At 72.9% G+C, this 19,910-nt stretch carries 17 protein-coding genes; 7 read left to right on the top strand and 10 right to left on the bottom strand.

Annotated features, from left to right (window positions below):
• Positions 1-166: 166 nt before the first annotated feature.
• Entirely contained in the window at positions 167-427 is a 261-nt protein-coding gene (locus tag ACE1OA_RS32420; RefSeq protein ID WP_356601659.1) for a LapA family protein, read from the top strand.
• A 127-nt stretch (positions 428-554) separates the two neighbouring features.
• Here ACE1OA_RS32420 and ACE1OA_RS32415 read toward each other — a convergent pair whose 3' ends face one another.
• From ACE1OA_RS32415 to ACE1OA_RS32400, 4 genes are all read right to left on the bottom strand, one after another.
• Positions 555-2,237: a hypothetical protein gene (locus tag ACE1OA_RS32415; protein ID WP_384873693.1), complete on the bottom strand. Its 1,683-nt coding sequence runs from the start codon at positions 2,235-2,237 to the stop codon at positions 555-557.
• A gap of 282 nt (positions 2,238-2,519) precedes the next feature.
• Positions 2,520-2,930, bottom strand: coding sequence for a cupin domain-containing protein (locus ACE1OA_RS32410; protein WP_432753808.1), 411 nt, complete (start codon positions 2,928-2,930; stop codon positions 2,520-2,522).
• 124 nt (positions 2,931-3,054) lie between these two features.
• A complete protein-coding gene (locus ACE1OA_RS32405; protein WP_384873687.1) occupies positions 3,055-3,687 on the bottom strand; it encodes a TetR/AcrR family transcriptional regulator in 633 nt (210 codons plus the stop codon).
• Between the two features lie 194 nt (positions 3,688-3,881).
• Complete coding sequence (locus ACE1OA_RS32400; protein ID WP_384873684.1) at positions 3,882-5,942, bottom strand: discoidin domain-containing protein; 2,061 nt, start codon at positions 5,940-5,942, stop codon at positions 3,882-3,884.
• A gap of 502 nt (positions 5,943-6,444) precedes the next feature.
• Between ACE1OA_RS32400 and ACE1OA_RS32395 the strand changes: the two genes are divergently transcribed.
• Positions 6,445-7,191, top strand: coding sequence for a hypothetical protein (locus tag ACE1OA_RS32395; RefSeq protein ID WP_432753807.1), 747 nt, complete (start codon positions 6,445-6,447; stop codon positions 7,189-7,191).
• 284 nt (positions 7,192-7,475) lie between these two features.
• Positions 7,476-8,186, top strand: coding sequence for a lysophospholipid acyltransferase family protein (locus tag ACE1OA_RS32390; RefSeq protein ID WP_384873680.1), 711 nt, complete (start codon positions 7,476-7,478; stop codon positions 8,184-8,186).
• 43 nt (positions 8,187-8,229) lie between these two features.
• On the opposite strand, the gene ACE1OA_RS32385 is transcribed toward ACE1OA_RS32390, so the two are convergent.
• Positions 8,230-9,081 (bottom strand): NAD(P)H-binding protein, encoded by an 852-nt coding sequence (locus ACE1OA_RS32385; protein WP_356601666.1) that lies wholly within the window; start codon positions 9,079-9,081, stop codon positions 8,230-8,232.
• A gap of 213 nt (positions 9,082-9,294) precedes the next feature.
• On the opposite strand from ACE1OA_RS32385, the gene ACE1OA_RS32380 reads away from it, so the two are divergent.
• Together ACE1OA_RS32380 and ACE1OA_RS32375 are read left to right on the top strand one after the other, a co-directional pair.
• On the top strand, positions 9,295-9,780 hold the full coding sequence (locus ACE1OA_RS32380) for a hypothetical protein (RefSeq protein ID WP_432753806.1): 486 nt from the start codon (positions 9,295-9,297) through the stop codon (positions 9,778-9,780).
• A 235-nt stretch (positions 9,781-10,015) separates the two neighbouring features.
• A complete protein-coding gene (locus ACE1OA_RS32375; protein WP_356601668.1) occupies positions 10,016-10,444 on the top strand; it encodes a hypothetical protein in 429 nt (142 codons plus the stop codon).
• 87 nt (positions 10,445-10,531) lie between these two features.
• On the opposite strand, the gene ACE1OA_RS32370 is transcribed toward ACE1OA_RS32375, so the two are convergent.
• Complete coding sequence (locus tag ACE1OA_RS32370) at positions 10,532-12,058, bottom strand: MFS transporter (RefSeq protein WP_356601669.1); 1,527 nt, start codon at positions 12,056-12,058, stop codon at positions 10,532-10,534.
• Positions 12,059-12,249: 191 nt separating this feature from the next.
• Here ACE1OA_RS32370 and ACE1OA_RS32365 point away from each other — a divergent pair, with 191 nt between their 5' ends.
• Positions 12,250-12,705 (top strand): MarR family winged helix-turn-helix transcriptional regulator, encoded by a 456-nt coding sequence (locus ACE1OA_RS32365; protein WP_356601670.1) that lies wholly within the window; start codon positions 12,250-12,252, stop codon positions 12,703-12,705.
• Positions 12,706-12,745: 40 nt separating this feature from the next.
• On the opposite strand, the gene ACE1OA_RS32360 is transcribed toward ACE1OA_RS32365, so the two are convergent.
• Positions 12,746-14,494 carry an NlpC/P60 family protein gene (locus ACE1OA_RS32360; RefSeq protein ID WP_432753805.1) on the bottom strand — a complete coding sequence of 583 codons (1,749 nt, stop codon included), beginning with the start codon at positions 14,492-14,494 and terminating at the stop codon, positions 12,746-12,748.
• Between the two features lie 202 nt (positions 14,495-14,696).
• Between ACE1OA_RS32360 and ACE1OA_RS32355 the strand changes: the two genes are divergently transcribed.
• Complete coding sequence (locus ACE1OA_RS32355; RefSeq protein ID WP_432753804.1) at positions 14,697-16,667, top strand: serine/threonine-protein kinase; 1,971 nt, start codon at positions 14,697-14,699, stop codon at positions 16,665-16,667.
• A 155-nt stretch (positions 16,668-16,822) separates the two neighbouring features.
• Here ACE1OA_RS32355 and ACE1OA_RS32350 read toward each other — a convergent pair whose 3' ends face one another.
• The 3 genes from ACE1OA_RS32350 to ACE1OA_RS32340 form a co-directional block, all read right to left on the bottom strand.
• A complete protein-coding gene (locus ACE1OA_RS32350; protein WP_384873666.1) occupies positions 16,823-18,007 on the bottom strand; it encodes a cytochrome P450 in 1,185 nt (394 codons plus the stop codon).
• The gene (locus ACE1OA_RS32345; protein WP_356601674.1) at positions 17,997-18,704 is read right to left on the bottom strand and encodes a tRNA-dependent cyclodipeptide synthase; all 708 of its coding nucleotides are present in this window, start codon (positions 18,702-18,704) and stop codon (positions 17,997-17,999) included. Before ACE1OA_RS32345 ends, ACE1OA_RS32350 begins: the two co-directional genes overlap by 11 nt.
• A gap of 337 nt (positions 18,705-19,041) precedes the next feature.
• Positions 19,042-19,770 (bottom strand): GNAT family N-acetyltransferase, encoded by a 729-nt coding sequence (locus ACE1OA_RS32340; protein ID WP_356601675.1) that lies wholly within the window; start codon positions 19,768-19,770, stop codon positions 19,042-19,044.
• Positions 19,771-19,910 lie beyond the last annotated feature (140 nt).

Raw genomic sequence — 19,910 nt, 5'->3', positions numbered from 1 at the left:
AGCCTAGGGGCTGTCCCCCGCGAGGTCCGAGCGGATTTCCGTCGCCCCGCGCGGGCCGGGACGGGCGGACCAGAGGCGCCAAGGGCCGCGGCATCGGAGGCCGACGCACCCGCGGCGCGACGTCGACCGTTCGAATAAATGCCGGATTCATCAGATAATGAGCGTTATGGCACAGAAGGCATCCGCGACGCATCGACCGCCGACCCTGACCGTCAAGGGCCGCGACATGCGTCTGCGCACCATCGGCTTCCTGGTCCTCGCCGCGCTGGCCATCTGGTTCATCGCGGCCAACACGGGCTCCGTGACCATCAAACTCTGGATCCCGACGGTGACGCTGCCGCTCTGGGCCGTCCTGACGGTCACGCTGCTGGTGGGCATCGTCTTCGGCCTCTTCATCGCCCGCCGGCGCGCCACCCGGTCTCGCTGAGCCTCCGGACCGCACCGCACCCGGGCGGGGAACCCCCTCCTGCCGCACGCGACACACGCCGGGCGGCGGACGTGCGGGAGCCGCACGGCGCGGACCGCGCGCGTGCGGCTCCGGTGGGGCGGCGACGCTACGGGGCGAAGTCGCCGATCACCTCGCTCATGTTGTAGCTGTACAGCTCACGCTTGCAGGCACCGCACGACGCGCTCGGCGCGTGCTCGCTCAGTGACCACAGCTGCGGCGGGAAGCCGTCGCCGCGGCCGTGCGCGAGGTAGAGGTCCTCGGGACCGAAGGAGCTCTGCAGCACCTTCGCGTTGCCGACCAGCTGGGAGGTGCCGTCGACCGTGCCCACCGCCGCCTGGAGCAGTCGGCCGTTGTCGTACGCGTTGCTGCGGTGGAAGTACCACTTGCCCTCGTAGCGCGTCACGCCCTGGATCTTGTGCCAGAGGGGCTCGCTCCCGAAGGCCGGGCCGGTCGGCAGGCCGTAGGCCGCGTCGGCGTTCGCCTTCGTACCGGCCGCGGCCTCGACGGCGGCCGCGACCGAGGCCATCGGGTAGGTGCCGACCCGGCCCGGGCTGGAACCGCCGTTGTTGGTGTTGCAGTACTCGCCGAGGACCAGGTGGTCCGTGTCCGTGCGGTCGAGCGAGACGTAGGACGCCTTCGGGCGGGCGGTGGCGTAGCACTGGTTCTTGCTGGTGTCGCCGGTGGTCTTGGCGGCGGTGAACCGGAGCGAGGCCACCTGCGGCATGACGTAGCGGTAGCCGTAGCCGTACCAGACGTTGCTCTGCCGGCCGATCCGCTTCTTGTCGACGACGTCGCTGACGAGGCCGTCGAGCGTCGGGTCGTTGACGTCGGCGTCGTTGTCCGGGTTCAGGTCCATGATCTTGCGCAGGTCGAAGACCCGGAGACCGTTGGAGGTGTCGGCGACGTAGAGGTAGTTGCCGTACCAGACCATGCCGCCCGCGTGGATGCCCGTCTGGGCCTTACAGGTCTTGGTCACGGAGGTGGTGCACGTGCCCTCGCGCGCGTGGAGCGCGTCGAAGGAGATGTGGTTCTTGGAGTTGACGTAGGGCCAGACCAGCAGCACGTGGCGGTACATCCGGGTGGCCTGGTTGAAGAAGCTGACCCTGATGCCCTTCTCGTTGCAGGCGTCCGAGGCGCTGTCCTGGACGCAGTTGTCGCGTCCGGCGGTGTAGTCGCTGCGACCGGGATTCTCGTTGTCGTACGCGGCGACGGCGATCGGTTCGGCGTTGGACGTGCCCCAGTCCTCGTCCTCCTGAGCGTCCGAGACACCGGTGATGGCCTGCGGGATCCACTCGGTGGACGTGGCGTCGTCGCTCTTCCAGCACACCCGGTGGTTCACGGCGAGGTCGGGACCGTAGATGCCCGCGGTCCCGCAGGCGCCCTCCCAGCCGGACTCCCGGTTGGCCTCCTCCATCAGGTCGGTCAGACCCTGCTTCGGAAGCGCGCCCTCCAGCTGGCCCACCAGGCCGGCGAGCGAGGAACCCGTCTCCAGCTGGAAGTCGCCCGGCCGGCCGGGCACCGGGGCGGCGAGCGCCTGCGCTCCGGCCGAAACCGCCGTGCGGGCCGAGGCCGCGGCGGAGGCGGACACGAAGTCGTCCTGCTCACCCTCGGGTTCGTCCTCGAAGCCGTCCTCGGGCATGCCCTCGACCGGATCGCCGACGGCCAGGGCGGCGCGCGGGGCCCGATCGGGCGCCGCGGAGGCGCCGGCGGCGGGGAGGAGTCCGGACACCAGGGCACCGACCAGGACCGCTCCGGCGAGATGGCGTATTCGATGGGACGGATTTGTCATGTAAAGGACCTCTCGCGGGAGAAACATGCTGGTCAGACGCGTTCCTGACGATGCGTCGGGCGCGCGGGACCCACACGCTAGCAAGCGGATTCGAGGCCCCCTGAGAACATGTGAACGAATGTCACCAATCCCACACGTCTGCGGGTCGTGCCCCACGGCCGACGGCCGGAAAGCCGCCCGGCACATGCTCGGCGAACGCGGGCGCGGGCACTCGATGAGACCGGGAGGGGGTGCCGTGACGCGTGCGCCGCCGACGGGTGCGCCGTGACGCGTGCGGGGGGCTCAGCCCCGGACGCCGCCGATCCGCATACCGGGTCGGCGGGCGTGCACGGTCAGGTACGCGAGCCCCCGCCCACCCGCGGCCAGGCCGCGGGTGGCGCCGTGGGGCAGCCAGACCAGGCTTCCCTCACCGATCGGGAGCGGCTCGTCGGGGCGCAGGAGGGTGCCGTCGCCGGCCACCACGAGGAGGAGGACGTCGAGTTCCGGCTCGACGTGGGTCTCCACGCGTGCTCCGGGCGGGATGCTCACCACGTTGGCGTCCAGCTGACGGCCGGATTCGGCGAGGCGCCACACGGCACCCGAGCGTCCCAGGGAGATCGCGGCCAGGGCCGCGGTGTCGCACAGGACGTGCGCCACGGGTGCGCTACCGGAGTGGTCGGGACCCCCGGGTCCGCCGTTCGCTGCCGAGACCATCGGGTGCCACCGTTCCTCCGCTGTGCGGCTCGTGCCCCACCCCGTCCGCGGCTCTCGCGGAGCGGGCGGCGGTGGAGCAGGAACCTAGCACGCGCGGGGCCCCGCTTGTCCGGGTACGCACCGGTCACGGCCGCCCGGTCCGCGTCGCCTCCCGTCGGCCCGGGTTTTCGGCGAGGGCGGCGACCTGGTCGCTGATCATGTCGAGGATCGCCGCGAAGGCCGGCTCGTCGTCTCCCAGGACCAGGAAGTTGAGGGTCAGCCCGTCGGTCGCGGCGGCCAGGTAGCGGGCCAGTACCGGTGCGGGGACGGCGAGTTCGAGGCTCATCGCGGCGCCGAGCTGCTCGATCAGTTCGAGGTAGATCTCGCCGTAGCGCTCGTGCTGGCGGCGCGCCAGCGGTTCGAAGCCCGGGGTGCGCAGCGCGTACTGGGTGAGCTCGTAGGTGAGCATGTGCTCCTCGGGCTGGGCGCGGACGTGGTCCCAGTACGCGCCGAAGCCGGCCCGGATCGTCTCCCGCACCGTGTCGCGGGGCCGCAGTGCCTGCTTGACCACCCCCACGTAGTGGTCGGTGATCGCTGTGATCACCGACTCCAGGAGTGCCTGCTTGGAGTCGAAGCAGTAGTGGAAGACGCTGAGGGACACGCCCGCCTCGGCGGCGATGGACCGGGTCGTCGTCCGCGGGACGCCGTCGCGGGCCATCGCCCGGATCGCCGCCTCGGTGAGCTGCCGGCGCCGTTCGACGAGCGGCATGCGGGTCATGCGAAGTCCCTCTCGGTGGTACGGCCGTGACCGGGCGGACCGGTCTCCCGGTCCGCCCGGTCACGGGCTGTCTGTGCGCGCCCCGGCGATTCCCGGGCCGTCGTCGCACGGTCCGCCCACCGGACGCGGCCGTCATCGCCGGTCCGCCCCCGATGGGCGTGCCCGCCCCACGCACGATCCGTGGGGCGGTGCCGTCAGCTGCTGTAGACGCCGACCTCGTGGAGCGAGTAGCCCCACCCGGTCCCGCGCTGCACCCCGCTGATCCGGACGTACCTGGCCGTGCTTCCCGCGAACTGGGCCGTGTCGAGACCCCCGTCGCCGGTCGTCGTGGACCAGGCCGTCCGCCAGGTGCTGCCGTCGTCCGAGAGGTCGATGCGGTACGACCTGCCGTACGCGGACTCCCAGTCCAGCGTCACCCGCTTGACCAGCTGCGGCGATCCGAGGTCGAGGCGCAGCCACTGGGCGTCGCTCCACTCGCTCGCCCAACGGGTGCCCCGGTCGCCGTCCACGGCCCGGCCGGGCACGTACGACACGAAGGGGTTCCACCACTCGCTGGTGGAGGCCGAGGCCGGTGCGTGGGCGGCCAGGTTCACGCCGGCCCGGTGCTGCTCGGAGCCGCCCCAGGTGTCGAGGTAGGACTCGGCGCCGCGGAACATGTCGTCCACCACGCCCTGCCCGCCGACCAGTCGGACGTCCTCGATCCAGTCGGGGACCAGGCCGTAGTGCGAGGCGCCGTCCGTGTTCAGGTCCCACGTCCGCTGCCCGGTGGTCTGCCGGTCGATGACGGAGCCGCCGTCGGTGCTGCGGAACGGGTAGCGCACCGGGTTGGGGGTGTCGGCCCCGCGCGGGCCCGGCCAGCCGCCGACGCCGTTCATGTCGGTGCCGTAGCCGTAACCCACGTGGTACTTGTCCCGCAGCGCGTCGGTCCGCTTCGCCTCCGCGCTGAAGGCCTCGGAGCCGCTCATGTACTGGGCGATGAAGCCGCCCAGCGCGTAGACCCGCTCGGTCCAGTTGAGGTCCATCCAGCTGTGCGAGGAGATGACGCCGGGGTACGACTCGGACTCCAGGATGTCCAGGGCCCGGCCCGCGCCCTTGACGCTCATGTGGTCGATCTCGAGCATCATCTTGCGTTTCATCATGCCGCGGACGGCGTACTCGCCCAGTTCCGTCAGGCCCCGGGTGTTGCACTGGGCGTCGGACGCGTACGAGGGCACCGCCACACCCGCCGGAAGCTCGGCCTCCGCCTTCGGGGCGGCGGCGAGTCCGATCGGGTTGTCGTGCTGCGGGCCCTTGCACGTCTCGGTCTGCCAGAAGGTGCCGGTGGACAGGAACTGTCCGACGTTGATCGCGGTGCCGAGCGCACCCTGGTCGAACCGCACCCCGCACAGGGCATTGTCGAACTTGTGGCACAGGAACATGCTGCGGACCCCGAGCCGGTGCAGCTCGTCCAGACCGCGGTCGATGTCGGCGCGGTCGCACTGCGCGATGTCCAGGATCTGCTTGCAGCCGAACGGCTCGGAGGTCTCGACGCCGAGGACGACCGCCAGCTTGCCCTGCTTGATCACGTCGCGGGCCTGGGCCGAGTCGAGGACGATGCGGAACCAGCCCTTTCCGGCGCCGCCGTACATCTTGTCGATGTAGTCCTGCATCTCGTACATCTTGCGCGCCTGCAGGCGCAGCGAGGTCATCTCGTCGCAGCTGCGGTCCTTGAAGAAGTAGACCGAGCAGATGACGCCGTTGGTGACGAGGTCGTTGACGAGCACCCGCTGGCCGCCGCGCCAGGCGCGCTCCACCCATGCGTAGTAGTTCTGCTGGTGGGTCAGCGAGTCGTGGGCCGGCCAGTCCTTGAAGGTGGGCCAGCCGTTGGGGTCGTGCTTGCCGTCCCCGCCCTTGGTGATGAAGTCGAAGACCGCCAGCGAGCCGTCGGGGTAGTGCTCCGGACAGTCCTTGAGCGCGTCGGCGACACCTCCCTCGGAGAAGGCCTTGCCGCAGATGAGGCGGCCTCCGAAGGCCTCGTTGGACATGATGTGGTTGTGCGCGTCGACGAAACCGCGCACCTCGCCCTGGGCGTTGGTGCCCTTGAACGGCTCGCCCACGACGTCGATCTCCGAGTCGGGCGCGGGCCGGGCGACGGGGTTCCACCAGGCGCCGTCGGCGGCGGAGCCGGGTGCGGGAGCGAGCAGGACGGCCATCATGGCCAACAGCAGTGACAGCACCGCCAGGGGTTTACGCCTGTTGCGCGTGGGTCGCGTCATGGACATCACTCACGTCTCCGGTCGGCGGACGGCGCGGCTCTGAGAGTTGTCATGTTCCGCGCGAGGGTTGGTCGAGAATCCCGACTGAGGGAAGCAGAGTCAAGAGTCCGGGACGGATGACCTGATGGACGATCTGACGGATCGTCGGATCGGGGACGTACGCGGAGGGCGCGGGGAGGACGGGGTGGGGGGGGAGGGTGGGGGACGCGGGTCGGGTGGGGCGCGTGGACCGGCGGGTGCACCCGGTCGCCTGTCGCGTGACGCGCGCCCACGCCCGCCCACGCGCCGGGAGTCGTGGATGATGGAGTGATGTTGATCCGTACGGAGAGGACACCACGGCCACCGGGGGCCGTCGCCCCGTGCTGACGCCCGCCCGGGAGAGCACCGGCGCCGACGCGCACGGATCCCGGCAGGCAGAGCCAAGGCACAGGGCACCGGGCTCAGAGCACAGGGCACCGAGGTCAGAACACAGAGAGACCGTCACGACGAAAGGGAGCGCACCGTGAACCCGGCCGAGGAGGCACGGCACCCGCTGAACTCCGCCAGCGTCCAGAACACCAAGCAGACCGTCCTCGAACTCCTCGGCCGCGCGGGAGTGTTCGGGGACGAGGCCGCGATGCTCGTCGCGCTGGTCGAGGCCGGCGCCCTCACGGAGGCGCACGGCGAGCTGGGCAAGACCGGCGTCGAGCTCCCGGAAGGGCGGGGCGGGGAGTACGCCGACGGCTGGTCCGACGGCGCCCACGCCGCCGGAGCCGCGCTCGGCCGCCTCGCCGACCGCCTCCTGCAGGAGGCCACCGCGACGGGACCGCACGGGGGCTCCCGCGCGGACGGCCGGCCGCTCCCCCCGGTCGGATTCGTGGACGTGGAACGGGCGAAGGTCGCCGTGACCCCGCTGTACCTGGTCTTCGCCCACGCCTCGGACTTCGACCCCGAGGAGTCGGACCGGGTGCTCACGGCCGTGCTCGGCACCATGAGCGCCCTGGAGCGGGCCGGGTACGCGGGCCGGCTGGACGAGTTCACCCGCGCCCACGGCGAGCGACTGACGCAGCTGTACGCGGACTACGGTCCCGGCAGCGCCGTCGGCATCCACAGCCGCTACTCCCTGGCCCACTCCCCCAGCGGCATCGCCGTACTCGAACGCCTCAGCACCGCACCCGAGGAGCTGCGCGCGGCCTGGGACTCCGCGGAGCTGCCTCCGGCATGGCTGGAGGGCCTGGCCAAGGCCTGGGGCGACGCCCCGGCCGCCTGACGGGCTCCCCGACGCCGTCGGCGCCCCGCGCGGCACGCCGCTCCGGGCCGGGTTCGCACCGGATCGGGGCCGCGGCGGCCGGGCCGGGAGGGCGGCTCGGTCGTGCGCCCCGGTCGGGCCGGGCGCGGCCCGGGAGAAGGAGGGTGGAGGCAGCGGGGAGCGGCAGCCGCGGGCCGGCCGAGCAGGCGGTTGAGTACCGCGGTTGAGTACCGCTACTCAGGTCCGCGCGGGGTCGCGTCAGCACGATGGAGGCCAGTCCCGTCGAGCTCAGGAGACCCGCGCACATGCTCAGCCGCCTCGCCGACGCCCTGGTGCCCGCCTTCGGACGTCTGACGGTCACCACCGACCCCGGCGCCACGCTCGCCCCCGGCAGCGTCGTCGTCGCCAACCACACCTCGCTCGCCGACCCCGCGATCGTCCTCGCCGCGCTGCGCCGGCTCGGCGTGGAGCCCGTCGTCCTGGCGACCGCGGGACTGTGGCGGGTGCCGGTGCTCGGCCGCGCCCTGGAGCGCGAGGGGCACGTCCCGGTCCACCGGCGGGACGAGCGGGCCGCGGACGCCCTGACCGGCGCGGCCCGGGCGCTGGACCGGGGCCGCGTCGTCCTGATCTACGGCGAGGGCGGCCTGCCTCGCCGCAGGGACGCCGGGGAGGCGGCGCCCGAGGACTTCCGCAGCGGACTGGCCCGCCTCGTCGAGCGGACGGGGGCGCCGGTGGTGCCCCTGGGTCAGGCGGGCGCCCGGCGCGTCACGTCCGGCGGCGGCGCCAAGCAGCTCGCCGGCCTGTTCACCGCGCCGCTGCGCCGGCCGCGGCTCCACGTGCACGTCGGCACGTCCGTCGCGTTGACGGGCGGGGACTGCGCCGAGCGCACGGCCCGGGCCCGCGAGGCCGTGACGGCCGCGTGGCGGACGGCGGCCTCGCACCTGGGCGAGCCGGTCGCACCACGGGCGCTCGCCACCGCGGGAGCGGCGACGGCTGCCGCGCGCCCCGGCCGCTGACCGGCCGGGCGGGCAGCCAGGGCGGCCGGGCGAGGGGGGCCTGTCAGCGGAAGTCCGCCGCGTGGTCCACCGCCCACTCCTGGAAGGACCGGGCGGGGGTGCCCGTGATGCGCTCCACCTCGTCGTTGACCGGCTCCGGATGGTCGAGCATCTCCGCCTGGGCCGGCAGCACGGCCTCCACCAGCTCCGCCGGGTACCCTGCGGCCTTCATCTGCTCGATGGCCTCGTCCAGCGATACCTCCTCGAACCGCACCGGTCGCCCGATCGCCTCGCCGATCAGGGCCGCCTGCCGTTCCTGGGTGATCAGTTCGGGGCCGGTGATCAGGGGGCGGGTCCCGAGCAGGGCGTCGGTCGTCAGCGCCTGAACGGCGACCGCGGCCATGTCCGCCTCGTGGATCAGCGGGCGGGCCAGCCCTGCCAGCGGCGCCCGTACCGCACCGGTGGTGCGGACCTCCTCCGCCCAGCCCAGCGTGTTGCTCGCGAACCCGGTGGGCCGCAGTGCCGTCCACTCCAGGCCCGATGCCTCGATCAGCCGCTCCAGCTCCGTGTGGAACATGGTGATCGCCTCACCGGGCTCCTCCTTGTCGCTCCCCACCCCGGCGGATGACAGGTACACCACCCGTCGAGCGTGCTTCCCGATCATGTCGATCACGTCCGACGCGCCCTCAGCGCTCAGGAACGGCCACACCAGGAAGACCGAATCGACGCCCTCCAGGGCCGTGCCCAGCGACGCGGGATCACCGAGATCGCCGCGCACCGCCTGCACACCCTCCGGGAAGTCCGCCTCCCTTCGTACCAGCGCCCGCACGGGCACCCCCGCCGCGTGCAACCGGGTCACCACCGCGCCGCCGACCTTTCCGGTCGCGCCGGTCACCAGGATCCTGGGCTGTGTCATCGGAACTCCTCGTCTCGCCGTTCGATGGGACGACCCTCGTACATCAACCAAGGTTCAGGTCAAGCACCGGCCGGAGTGGCCGTCAGGTGCTGTTCCGGCCGGCGATCCGCCCGCGGTGGCGCAGGCGTGGTCCCGTGCGCGCCGTTCACTCGTCACGGTGGTGCGGTCTCCCTCGGCGCCGTCCGAGGCGCCGTGGTCGGGCACGGTGGCGCCATGCACCTGCGCCGCGTCACTCCGCCCCTCGCCATGGCCGCGCTTCTCGTCACCACCGGCTGCGTCGCCGTCCCCGACGTCCCGGCACCGGCGGTTTCGGCGCCTGCCGCGGGGAGGAGCCCCACCCTCGTACGGCCTCCGGCTCCGCGGCCCGCCTGGCCGGTGCCCGCGCAGCCGGCACCCCGGGAGACGCTCGCCGAGACGGAGCCCCTCGGGAACGAGAAGCCCGCCCGCGAAGCGCGGGCGGGGAAGGCTCCGGGGCAGGCGCGGGAGCGGACACGGCGCGACGCCGACGAGGCGGCGCGGACACCCCGGCGCCGGCGCCCGGCCGTCACACCGGGGCCGGCGAGGCCGGACCGCGCGCAGCCCGGGAAGCGGCCCGCGGGTCAGGCCCCGAGCCTGCGGTCCCTGTGCCGCCAGGCGGACGGCTCCCACGCCGTCCCGCCCGAGATCGTGGACCTGTGCCGGGCCACGTACGGCCGTTGACGCCTGATCCCGTGCGGTGGCGGACCCGGGAGCCGGCGTCCCACGCCCGCGTGGTCGCGCGGGTGCGGCCCTTCGCGTCCCTGCCGCCGCCGCCGTCCGCGTCGCCGGCCGTGGCCGAGGGGCTCCGCGGGGCCTCCTACCCCCGCCGCTCCCTTGCGTGAAGGGGGCATGGCGTTCCAGGGTCCGACCGGCGCGGCACGGTGCTGTCGCACGCCGCGGTGAGCGAGGAGGAAACGTGATCACCCAGGGCACGAGCGTCACGGGCCGGTGTGACGCCTGTGGCGGCGAGACCGACTGCGACGTCGGCCAGTTCGTGGAGGGCGGGATGCTCCACTGGGGCACCGAGGGCCGGTGCCGGTCCTGCCCGAACGGCTGGTGCGAGGAGGACAGCGGGCCGGTGACTCCGGACGGGATCCGCGACGCCCTCCTGTCCGCCCACGGCCCGGCCCGGCTCCGTACCACCGGCCGTGCCGGCGGCTCCGCACCGGTGATGAAGGCGCTCCGCTCGGCCCGCCCGATGTCGCTCGCGGAGGCCCGCGCCACCGCCGCCCGACTCTTCGGGACCGGCCTGGCGGGCACTCTCGTCGAGACGGAGTTCCTCGCCGACCTGCTGCGGCGGGCCGGCGTCGACGTGGTGGTCGAGTTCCCGGCCCGGAGGCCGTGACGCCGGCCCCGCCGGACGTCCGACGCGGGACGCTCGGCCCCGGCCCCGGCGCCGGAGCAGGCCGAGTGCCCCGCACCTGACCGCAGGTCAGGCCGTGGCGCCGGAGGCGGGGCGCGGTGCGGTGCCGGCGTCCGGACCCGGCGCGACCGCGTCCGCGTCCGCGCTGGTGTCGCCCGTGCCGACGCCCGCAGCGCCCACCGGATCCACCGCGTCCGTGCCCGGCGTCGGCCGGGCCGGGATCAGGAACGCCACGACCGCGGCGGCCAGTCCCACCCCGCTGCCGATGATCATCGCGGTGCGGAATCCGGCCTCGGACGGCAGCAGGTGCCCGCCGAAGTCGGTCGTCATCTGGGCGAGGACCACCCCGATGACGGCCGCCGAGACCGAGCTGCCGATGGAGCGCATCAGGGTGTTGAAGCTGTTGGCCGACGCCGTCTCCGACTGCGGGACCGCGCCCATGATGAGCGCCGGCATCGCCCCGTACGCCAGGCCCACGCCGGTGTTGCAGATGAGGGTGACGACCAGCAGCCCGCCGGTGGACCCCATCAGCGGCAGGGAGGAGGCGTAGCCGACGGCGATGACCAGGCTGCCGACGCCCAGGGTGATCTTGGGGCCGCGAGCCGCGGTCAGCTTGGCGCCCAGCGGGGCCAGCACCATCATCATCAGGCCCGCCGGGGCCATCCACAGGCCCATGGCCAGCATGGACAGTCCCAGTCCGTAGCCCGTGGCCTCGGGCAGCTGGAGCAACTGCGGCACCACCAGGGACTGGGCGTACATCGCGAATCCGACGAGGATCGAGGCGGCGTTCGTCATCAGGACCTGGGGACGGGCCGTGACGCGCAGGTCGACCAGGGGCTCGTCGATGCGCAGCTCCCACGTCCCCCACGCGAGGAGCACGACGAGTGCGGCGCCGAGGAGGCCGAGGGTGGTGCCGCTCGTCCAGCCCCAGTCGGAGCCCTTGGAGACGCCGAGGAGCAGACACACGAGGGCGCTGCCCAGGCCGAACGCGCCCAGGAAGTCGAAGCGCGCCGCCGCGGGCCGGGCATGGTCCGCCGGCACGCGCAAGGCGATGAGGACGCCGACGGCCAGGCTGAGGGCGGCGGCCACCCAGAAGAGCACGCGCCAGCTGGAGTTCTCGGCGACGCCCGCCGAGAAGGGCAGGCCGAGTGCGCCGCCGACGCCCATGGACGCGCTCATCAGGGCGATGGAGGAGCCGAGCCGCTCCGGCGGCAGGACGTCGCGCAGGAGGCTGATGCCGAGCGGGACGACGCCCATGCCGAGGCCCTGCAGGCCGCGGCCGACGATCATCGGGACCACGGAGGACGACAGGGCGCAGACGACGGAGCCGAGGACGAGGGGCGCGACGGACACGAGCAGCATGCGCCGCTTGCCGTACATGTCGCCGAGCCGGCCGGCGACCGGGGTCGCCACCGCGGCGGAGAGGAGGGTCGCCGTCACCACCCACGACGCGTTGGAGGCGGTGGTGTCGAAGAGCCTCGGCAGGTCGCCGATGAGCGGCACCACCAGCGTCTGCATGAGCGCGGCCACGATGCCCGCGAAGGCGAGGACACCGACGACACCACCGGGGCGGGCGTCGGTCTTGGAGCCGGTCACTGGTTCTCCCTACGCATGGGTCTGGCGCGATGTCGCCCGAACTGTCGATGTGCATCATACATATCCCTTGCACCATGCACTCTTCATGTATCGTGCACATCACAGGAGCCACGCACCGGCGGTGATCAGGGAGCGGAGGCGACGGAATGCCGATGGCCGGGTCACGGGAAGGGCTTGGGAAAATGCCTTCCATGGAAAAGCCCACGCACCTGATCGAGTTCGAGACCATGCTGATCGGGCGGCACTCGCATCTGTTCAACCCCGGCGCGCGCAGTGCGGAGGGGCGGCTCGACCGGAGTGCGTACGTCGTGCTGAACCGCATCCGGATCGACGGGCCGATGTCCATCGGGCAGCTCAGCGACGCCTTCGGGCTCGACGCCTCGACCCTCAACCGGCAGACCGCCGCGATGCTGAAGGCCGGGGTCGTGGAGCGCATCCCCGACCCCGACGGCGGCATCGCCCGCAAGTTCAGCATCACGGACGAGGGCCGGCGCCGGCTGGACGCCGACCGCTCCGCGAACCTCCACGGCCTGGAGAAGGTCCTGTCCGACTGGTCGCCCGACGAGGTGGCCGACTTCGCCGCCTACCTCAGGCGCTTCAACAGCGACATCGAGCGCCTGGAGGGACGCCCCTGGCCCCGCCCCTGAGACGGGGCGTCGCACCGCGGGCCGGTGGCGGCCCTGCCCGTCAGATGCGGTGCACCGTGTGCAGCCGCTTCGCGTAGGTGCCGGTCCCGTCCAGCAGCGAGGCGCCGCCCAGATCGGCCATCGTGGGCCCGTTGCCGGTCTTGCGACTGGAGAGGAAGCGCCGCTTCCCCGCCCCGTCCAGGCCGAGGTAGATGCCGACGTGGTCGACCGTGGCCGTCGGGCCGTCATCGCCCGAGTCGGCGTTGAACAGCACGAGGTCGCCCGGCTGCAGGGCCTGCGCGGCGGGCGGGTTCGTGCCGTCGGTCCGGTCGACGCGCACGCCGGGCGCGTAGTCGGCCATGTACCGGGAGGCGCGCGGGATCCGGGTCCGGGAGGTGTCCTGGCCCGCGGCCATCGGGACACCCATGTGGTAGCCGAAGACCATGCGCGTGTACCCCGAGCAGTCGAGGTTGCCGACCTGCTGGGCGGTGGGTCCGGTGTACGTGCCGTCCGGGAAGGTCCACCCGAGGCCCATGTACTCGTGGAAGTCGGCACCCTCGTAGCGGTAGCCCTGCGGGTCCAGGTGGCCGTAACCGGCCGCTCCCAGCACCTGCTTGCCCAGGGCCGGGCCCGCCCCGCTGCGCACCGCCGGCGCGTCGGCCAGGAACATGGCCGCGTAGGACAGCACGTCGGGCTCGGTGGAGCCGGCCCACCCGCGGATCACCTGCTCCAGCTCCGGGGTCCAGGTGCCGTCGAAGGGCTGCGGCAGCACGCGGACCCAGTCGCGGTGGGTGACGGCGGGCGGCGCCTCCCAGGTGGCGGCGTCCACCTGGAAGCGGCTCACGGTCAGCTTGACCGGCAGGTTGGTGCAGCCGTCGTTGGCGAGCGCCCGCAGCCCCACCCGCCCCTTGGGGGAGCCCGCGTCCGTGACGTCGACGGTCCACGCGGCCGGCTCGGTCGCGCCGCTGCGCCACGCCTTGACCCGGACCCGCTCGCCCTCGCGGAGCACCCGGATCGTCCAGTCGGTGCCCGCGGGCACGCCCGTGGCGACGGTGACGACAGGGGACAGCGGGGTGACGGCGTCGTCGACCTCCTTCTCGACGCGCAGCTCCACGGCGCCCGTGGTGAGGAAGGAGAGCCGGGCCCGACGGTTGGTGTGGACGTCGACGTATCCGAAGGTCAGCGCGTACGAACAGGCCTGTCCCGTGGGGACCTTGTCGAACCTGGCCACCGCGCGCACGTCCACGTCGGTGATCTCCGCGTCCCGGAGACTGGCGTGACGGCTCGCGAAGTCGGTGGTCAGCGTGATGACGCCGCCGCCGGGGACCACCGCGTAGTCCGTGTCGACGGGCCCCAGCGTGCTCCAGGCGCCGCCGCCCGGCGACGTGCCCCAGTACGCCCGGTCCGCCTCGGGGAGCGACAGGTCGGGCAGGGTGCGCTGGAAGTCGTCCACGAAGGGCTTCTTGTTCTCCGTGAACGTCCGCTCCGGCCCCGGCACGACGACGGTCCGCGCGCCGTGGGTCAGCAGGGCCACCCGCCGACCGCCCGAGGTCACCTCGGTGCGGACCGGCGTACCCGGCAGCACGGTGGCGGTGAGGGCGCCGTCGAGCGTCAGCCGGGTGAAGTACGAGGCGTCCAGCGGAGGTTGCGTCACGGACGAGCGAGGCGTGGTCAGTCCGGGCACGGTGGCCGTCGTGGCCGCGGCGGCGGTGGCGGCACGGGCCGGAGCGGCGGCGAGACCGCCGAGCGGGACGGCGGCGGCGGTGGCCGCGAAGGCGGCGAGCAGACCGCGTCGGGAGGTGTTCGACATGAGGTCATGATCCGGTCGCACCGCGCGCACGGTGACACCACCCCGCCCCCCTGTCCGATGCCTCACCATGTGCGCCTCCCGCCCCGATTCGACCCGGCGCGGGCGCCGCCGGTCGGAGTCGGTCGATGACGCGCGGTCACGACCGCACTTGGATAGGGTGCCCGTCGGTATCGGCGTTCCGCACGGGGAGAAGTGAACATTGATGAGTGGTCAGCAACCGTCCCGGGGTGGCGCCCCACACGTCTTCCAGCCGCTCGCCGCGGACGACCCGACCACCATCGCGGGCTACCGGCTGGCCGCGAAGCTCGGTGCGGGCGGCATGGGCAAGGTGTACCTCTCGTACACGCCGGGCGGCCGGCCCGTCGCCATCAAGGTGATCCGGCCGGAGTTCGGTGAGGACGCGGAGTTCCGGCGCCGGTTCGCGCAGGAGGTGCAGTCGGCGCAGCGCGTGCAGGGGCTGTTCACCGCACCGGTCATCGACGCCGACACCGACGGCGCCCAGCCCTGGCTCGCGACCGCGTACGTCCCCGGCCCCTCGCTCGCCGACGCGGTGGTCGCGCACGGCGCGCTGCCTGTCGAGGCCGTGCTGCTGCTGATCGCCGGCATGGCCGAGGCCCTGCACGTCATCCACGGCGCGGGCATCGTGCACCGCGACCTCAAGCCCTCCAACGTCCTGCTCGCGGCCGACGGTCCGCGCGTCATCGACTTCGGCATCGCCTACGCCGCCGACGCCACCTCGCTGACCGGCAGCGGGGTCACCATCGGCACCCCGTCGTTCATGGCCCCCGAGCAGGCCGCGGGCCGCCGGGTCACCGCGGCCACCGACATCTTCGCGCTCGGCCAGGTCGCGGCGTACGCGGCCACGGGCTCGCCGGCGTTCGGGGAGGGGACCTCGCACGGGGTGCTCTACCGGATCGTGCACGAGGAGCCGGATCTCGCGCAGGTCCCCGACCGGCTGAAGGAACTGGTCACCCGTTGCCTCGCGAAGGACCCGGAGGCGCGGCCGACGGTCGCCGAGGTGATCGCCCTGTGCCAGTCGGCGAACGCGGAGACGGTGCTGCGGCGCCCCGAGGACTGGCTGCCGGTCTCGGTGGCCGCCGACATCACCGTACGGGCGGCGGCGCCCGCCCCGGTCCAGACTCCGCCGCCCCCGTCGGCCGCGCCCTCCGTGGGTCACCCCGCGACGGCACCGGCGGCACCCGCGGCACCGCCCGCGGGCTACTCCCCCACCGCGCCGGCCGGACCCACGACCCCGCCGCCGACCGCCGCGGGCGCCTCCTACGCGCCGACCGCCGCAGGCGCCTCTCACGCGCCGACGGCACCGGCCACGCCTCCGCCGGGGTTCGGTCCGCCCGGGTCGTACACGCCTCCGCAGCACCACACGCCGCCGCCCGTGGCGGGGGGTCCGACGCATCCGCAGACTCCGCCGCCGGGCCACACCCCGCAGCCGTCACCGGCGCACGCCCATGCCTACGCGCCCACGCAGTACCCCGCCGCGCACCACCAGTCCGGGGGTTACCCGACCGCGCCGGTGCCGCCCGCGCCGGGTGGCAAGGGCAAGGGTGGCGCCAGGCGCGGGCTGCTGATCGCGCTCGCTGCGGTGCTGGTCTTCGGCGTGGCGGGCGCCGGCACGGCGTACCTCCTGCTCAAGGACAAGGACGACGGCCGGCAGACCACGGGGAGCGACTCCTCGCCGGGCGAGGGGAACGGCGACACCGCCAAGGGTTCCAGCGGCGGAAGCGGTGGGGACGCGTCGGCCGCGCCGAGCGACAAGCCGAGTGCCAGGACCCCTGAGCCCTCCACCTACCAGGGCATCAACCTCACCGCCGGCTACCACCTCACGCTCGGGGACGAGGACGTACGGCCGCAGGACGGCGAGGACGGCAACTACGAGCTCTCGTACGACACCGGCGGCTACCTCGACGCGGAGAGCACGGGCGGGAACCTGGTGCTCCTCGATCCGGGCCAGGAGGGCTCTCTCGACACCTGCCGCAAGGACACCCGGTTCACCAGGAACGTCTACGTGAACAAGCTCTCGAAGGGCCGCCAGGTCTGCGTGACCACGGGCTCGGGCCATGTCGGGCTCGTCACCGTCCAGGGGTTCTCCTCGGAGGACTCGCCGAGCACCTACATGACCCTGGACCTGACGGTCTGGCGCAACGCCGCCGAGTAGGGGCGCCGTTCCCGGCCCGCCGCGTCGCGCACGGCGGGCCGGAGGTCCACCCGGCGTCGGCGGGCCGGACAGCTGCCCGTCGGGCTCCGGCGCCCGGCCACTCCCGGGCTCCCGGGCTCCCGGGCTCCGACGCGGCTTCGGGGCCGGCCCGTGGTCTACCAGGCCACCGGCAGGCGCTCCGGGATGCGCTTCATGAAGCGCGTGCGCCACACGAGCTGGTCGACGGGCACGGCGAGCTGCAGGTCGGGCATCCGGTCCAGCAGCACTTCGAGGGCGATCTCGGTGTGCCTCTTCCCGAGCGCGGTCGCCGGGCAGTAGTGGCCGCCGCCGCCGAAGGACAGGTGCGCCGACGCGTTCGGCCGGTCGAGGTCCACGGTGTGCGGATCGGCGAACACCTCCGGGTCCGTGTTGGCGGCCTCGACGAGGACGAGCACGAGCTCCCCCTTCCGCACCTCCACGTCACCCAGCCGGACGTCCTCGGTGGCGAGGCGGGGCAGTCCGTCGGCGATGGAGAGGTTGATCCGCAGGAGCTCGTCCACGGCGGCGGGGATCCTCCCCGGCTCCTCGCGCAGCCGTGCCCAGACGTCGGGGTGCTGGAGCAGCGAGAAGATCGCCATCGTGAGGAAGCCCATGGTGGAGATGACGCCGGCGCCGAAGAAGGTCACGCCGACGGTGGCCAGCATCTCGTCGGTGAGATGGGCGTAGTCGGGGTCCGCGCGCAGCGCGGCGAGTTCGGCCATGAGACCGGTGGTCGCCGGGTCGTCGAGCCGCTCGACCATGTAGGCGATGTCCCGGTCCCAGTTGAGCCGCGCGCCGGTGACGGGGCAGGCCGAGTTCATGAAGGCGATGTCGAGACTGGCGGCGAGGCGCGGAGCGTCCGCCTCGGGTATGCCGAGGATCCGGCAGTGGAGGTGCTCCGCGTAGGGGTTGGCGAAACGGCCCCGCAGGTCGGCCGGCGGGCCGTAGGCGACGAGCCCGTCGACCAGTGCGGTGGCCTCCCGCCGCATCCAGTCGGTCAGGTCGCCCGTCTTGGGGTTGATCGCCTTGAGCACGGCCTTGCGGAGTCCGGCCCCGGTGATGTTGCCCATGTTGTTGACCACCTCGGGCGGGATGGTCAACGCGTACTGCCGGGGGACGCCGGGAGCCGAGGTGTCCTTCAGGCTGAACCGCGGATCCTCGAGCACCTGCTTGCACAGCGGGTACGACGACACCAGCCAGGCCGGATCACCGGCGATGGTGCGGACCCGCTTGACCGGCTCGCGGCGCAGGGCCTCGATCTCGGGCGGCAGACGGTCGCCGCGCGGGGAGAAGGGGAAGTCGGTCAGTACCTCAGTGGTCATGGCGGTCTCCGTCGCTCGGCGTGACGATGGCGTGGCCCTGGTTGCGGGAGGCACGCAGGCCGGAACCGCGGGAGTAGAGCAGTTCGGCCATCGGCAGGAGCTGGTGGTAGCAGTTCAGGGAAGAGGGGACACCGAGGACGGCGGGGGTGTCCAGGAAGAGCGGGGCCTCGGCGCAGACGTACCGGAGGCACACCTCGCGCTGACGGGCGGTCGGCGCCTGCCCGTCGAGGACCTTCGAGGAGAGGAAGGACTCGACGAGTCCGTCGCAGGCCGCGAGGAAGTCCGCGTCCGTGGCGAGCAGGTCGTCGAGGTGCTTGCGCAGGAAGCGGTAGGCGGGGATGTCGAGCAGCGCGGACATCGGGCGTCCGCGGAGCCGCTCCCCGCCGGGATCCAGGCCGGCGACGGCGTTGTTCACCTTGGCACGTACGCCGCGGAGGTTCTTGACCGCTTTGCGGCGGGCCTCGTCGGGCGGATAGCCGAGGGCCTCGTACATGTCGTCGACGTGCAGGTCCGTGTAGATGAGGTCGACCTGCTCGAAGTTGCGCAGTCCCCAGGCGGCGAGGTCGGCGACGCGCTGTGCCGAGAAGTAGCTGTTTCCCGGGGAGACGCCGATGACGGTGTGGGCGCCTTCGAGGTGGATCACTTGGCAGTGTCGCGTGTACGGCTGGACCTTGAAGCTGTCGGTCGCTGTCGTCAAGTGAGGAGATGTCCTTCGGGCCGCTAGTCCCGTGGGGCCTCGTGCCCCTGGTGTGGCGGCGACGGCATGAAGTTACCGGCGATCTTCACAGAGTGACGATTTCAGAAGCGAGGTGGCGCGAAATCAGCGACATGTGACGGGAATTGACCCCTAACGACTGTTTGGGATGATCCGTCCCTGGGCAAGGAGCCGCGCCGCGCGAGCCGGCGGAGGCCGACTCGCGCGCGCCGGTCCGGACCGGACCGGCGGCGGGTCGGGGCACTCCGATCCGCCGCCGGCCCCGGCCGCGGCGCCAGGTCAGGCCGGGTCACGTCACGTCACGTCACGTCACGTCACGTCACGTCAGGAGCAGTTGCCCGCTCCCGCCGCCGTGCTCCTGGTACTCCCCCGGATAGGCGCGGTCGAGCACTCCCACCATCCGCGGCGAGGACAGCCGGAGCTGGATCATGTCGCGGACGGCCGGCCACTCCTCGTCGAGGACCGAGTAGAAGGCCGTGTCCCGCACCACGCCGTCCAGGCCGCGGGAATGAGCCCGGCGGACCCCCTCGCAGGTGGCCCCGAGCCGTTCGATGGCGGCGCGCGAGCGGAGGTTCCGGGCGTCGGCCCGCATCGTCACGCGCCGGACGCCCCAGGTCTCGAAGGCGTGCCGGAGCATGAGCAGCTTCGACTCGGCGTTGATCCCCGACCCCCGCGTCTCGGCGGAGATCCAGGTGTTGCCGATCTCGACGGCGTCCGGCACGGACGTGAGCGGGTCACCGTGCGGCACGCCGGTGGTCGGCGGCCACACCAGCGGGCCGCGCCAGTAGTCGAGTTCGAGGAAGCGGGTGGACCCCACCACGCGTCCGTCCGCCGTGCTCACCATGGCGAACGGCAGCGCCCTGCCCGCCGCCTGATCGGTCAGGGCGCGGGCGATGTAGTCGCACGACGCGTCCAGGCCGTCGGGCACCGGTGTGTAGGCATAGGCGGCACGGTCCAGTGCGCCGGCCCACGCGAGGCCCTCGGCATGGCGCATGGCCAGCGGCTCCAGGCGCACGGTGCGCCCGGCAAGGACAACAGGTACTGGCACGGAACCTCGGGTCTTTCACGCGCAGGGGTCATCCCGGCCGATGCCCGGCACGGAACGGGTGAGGTGGTCGCCGGATGCCGAGCGTCCTGCCGGATACACAAACAGGCAGGTGAGACGCTTCCGCACCAGTGCGAAGGAGG

Source organism: Streptomyces sp. JL2001 (assembly GCF_050917515.1).
Classification (GTDB): Bacteria; Actinomycetota; Actinomycetes; order Streptomycetales; family Streptomycetaceae; genus Streptomyces.
This window is presented reverse-complemented; position numbering and strand designations above follow the sequence as displayed.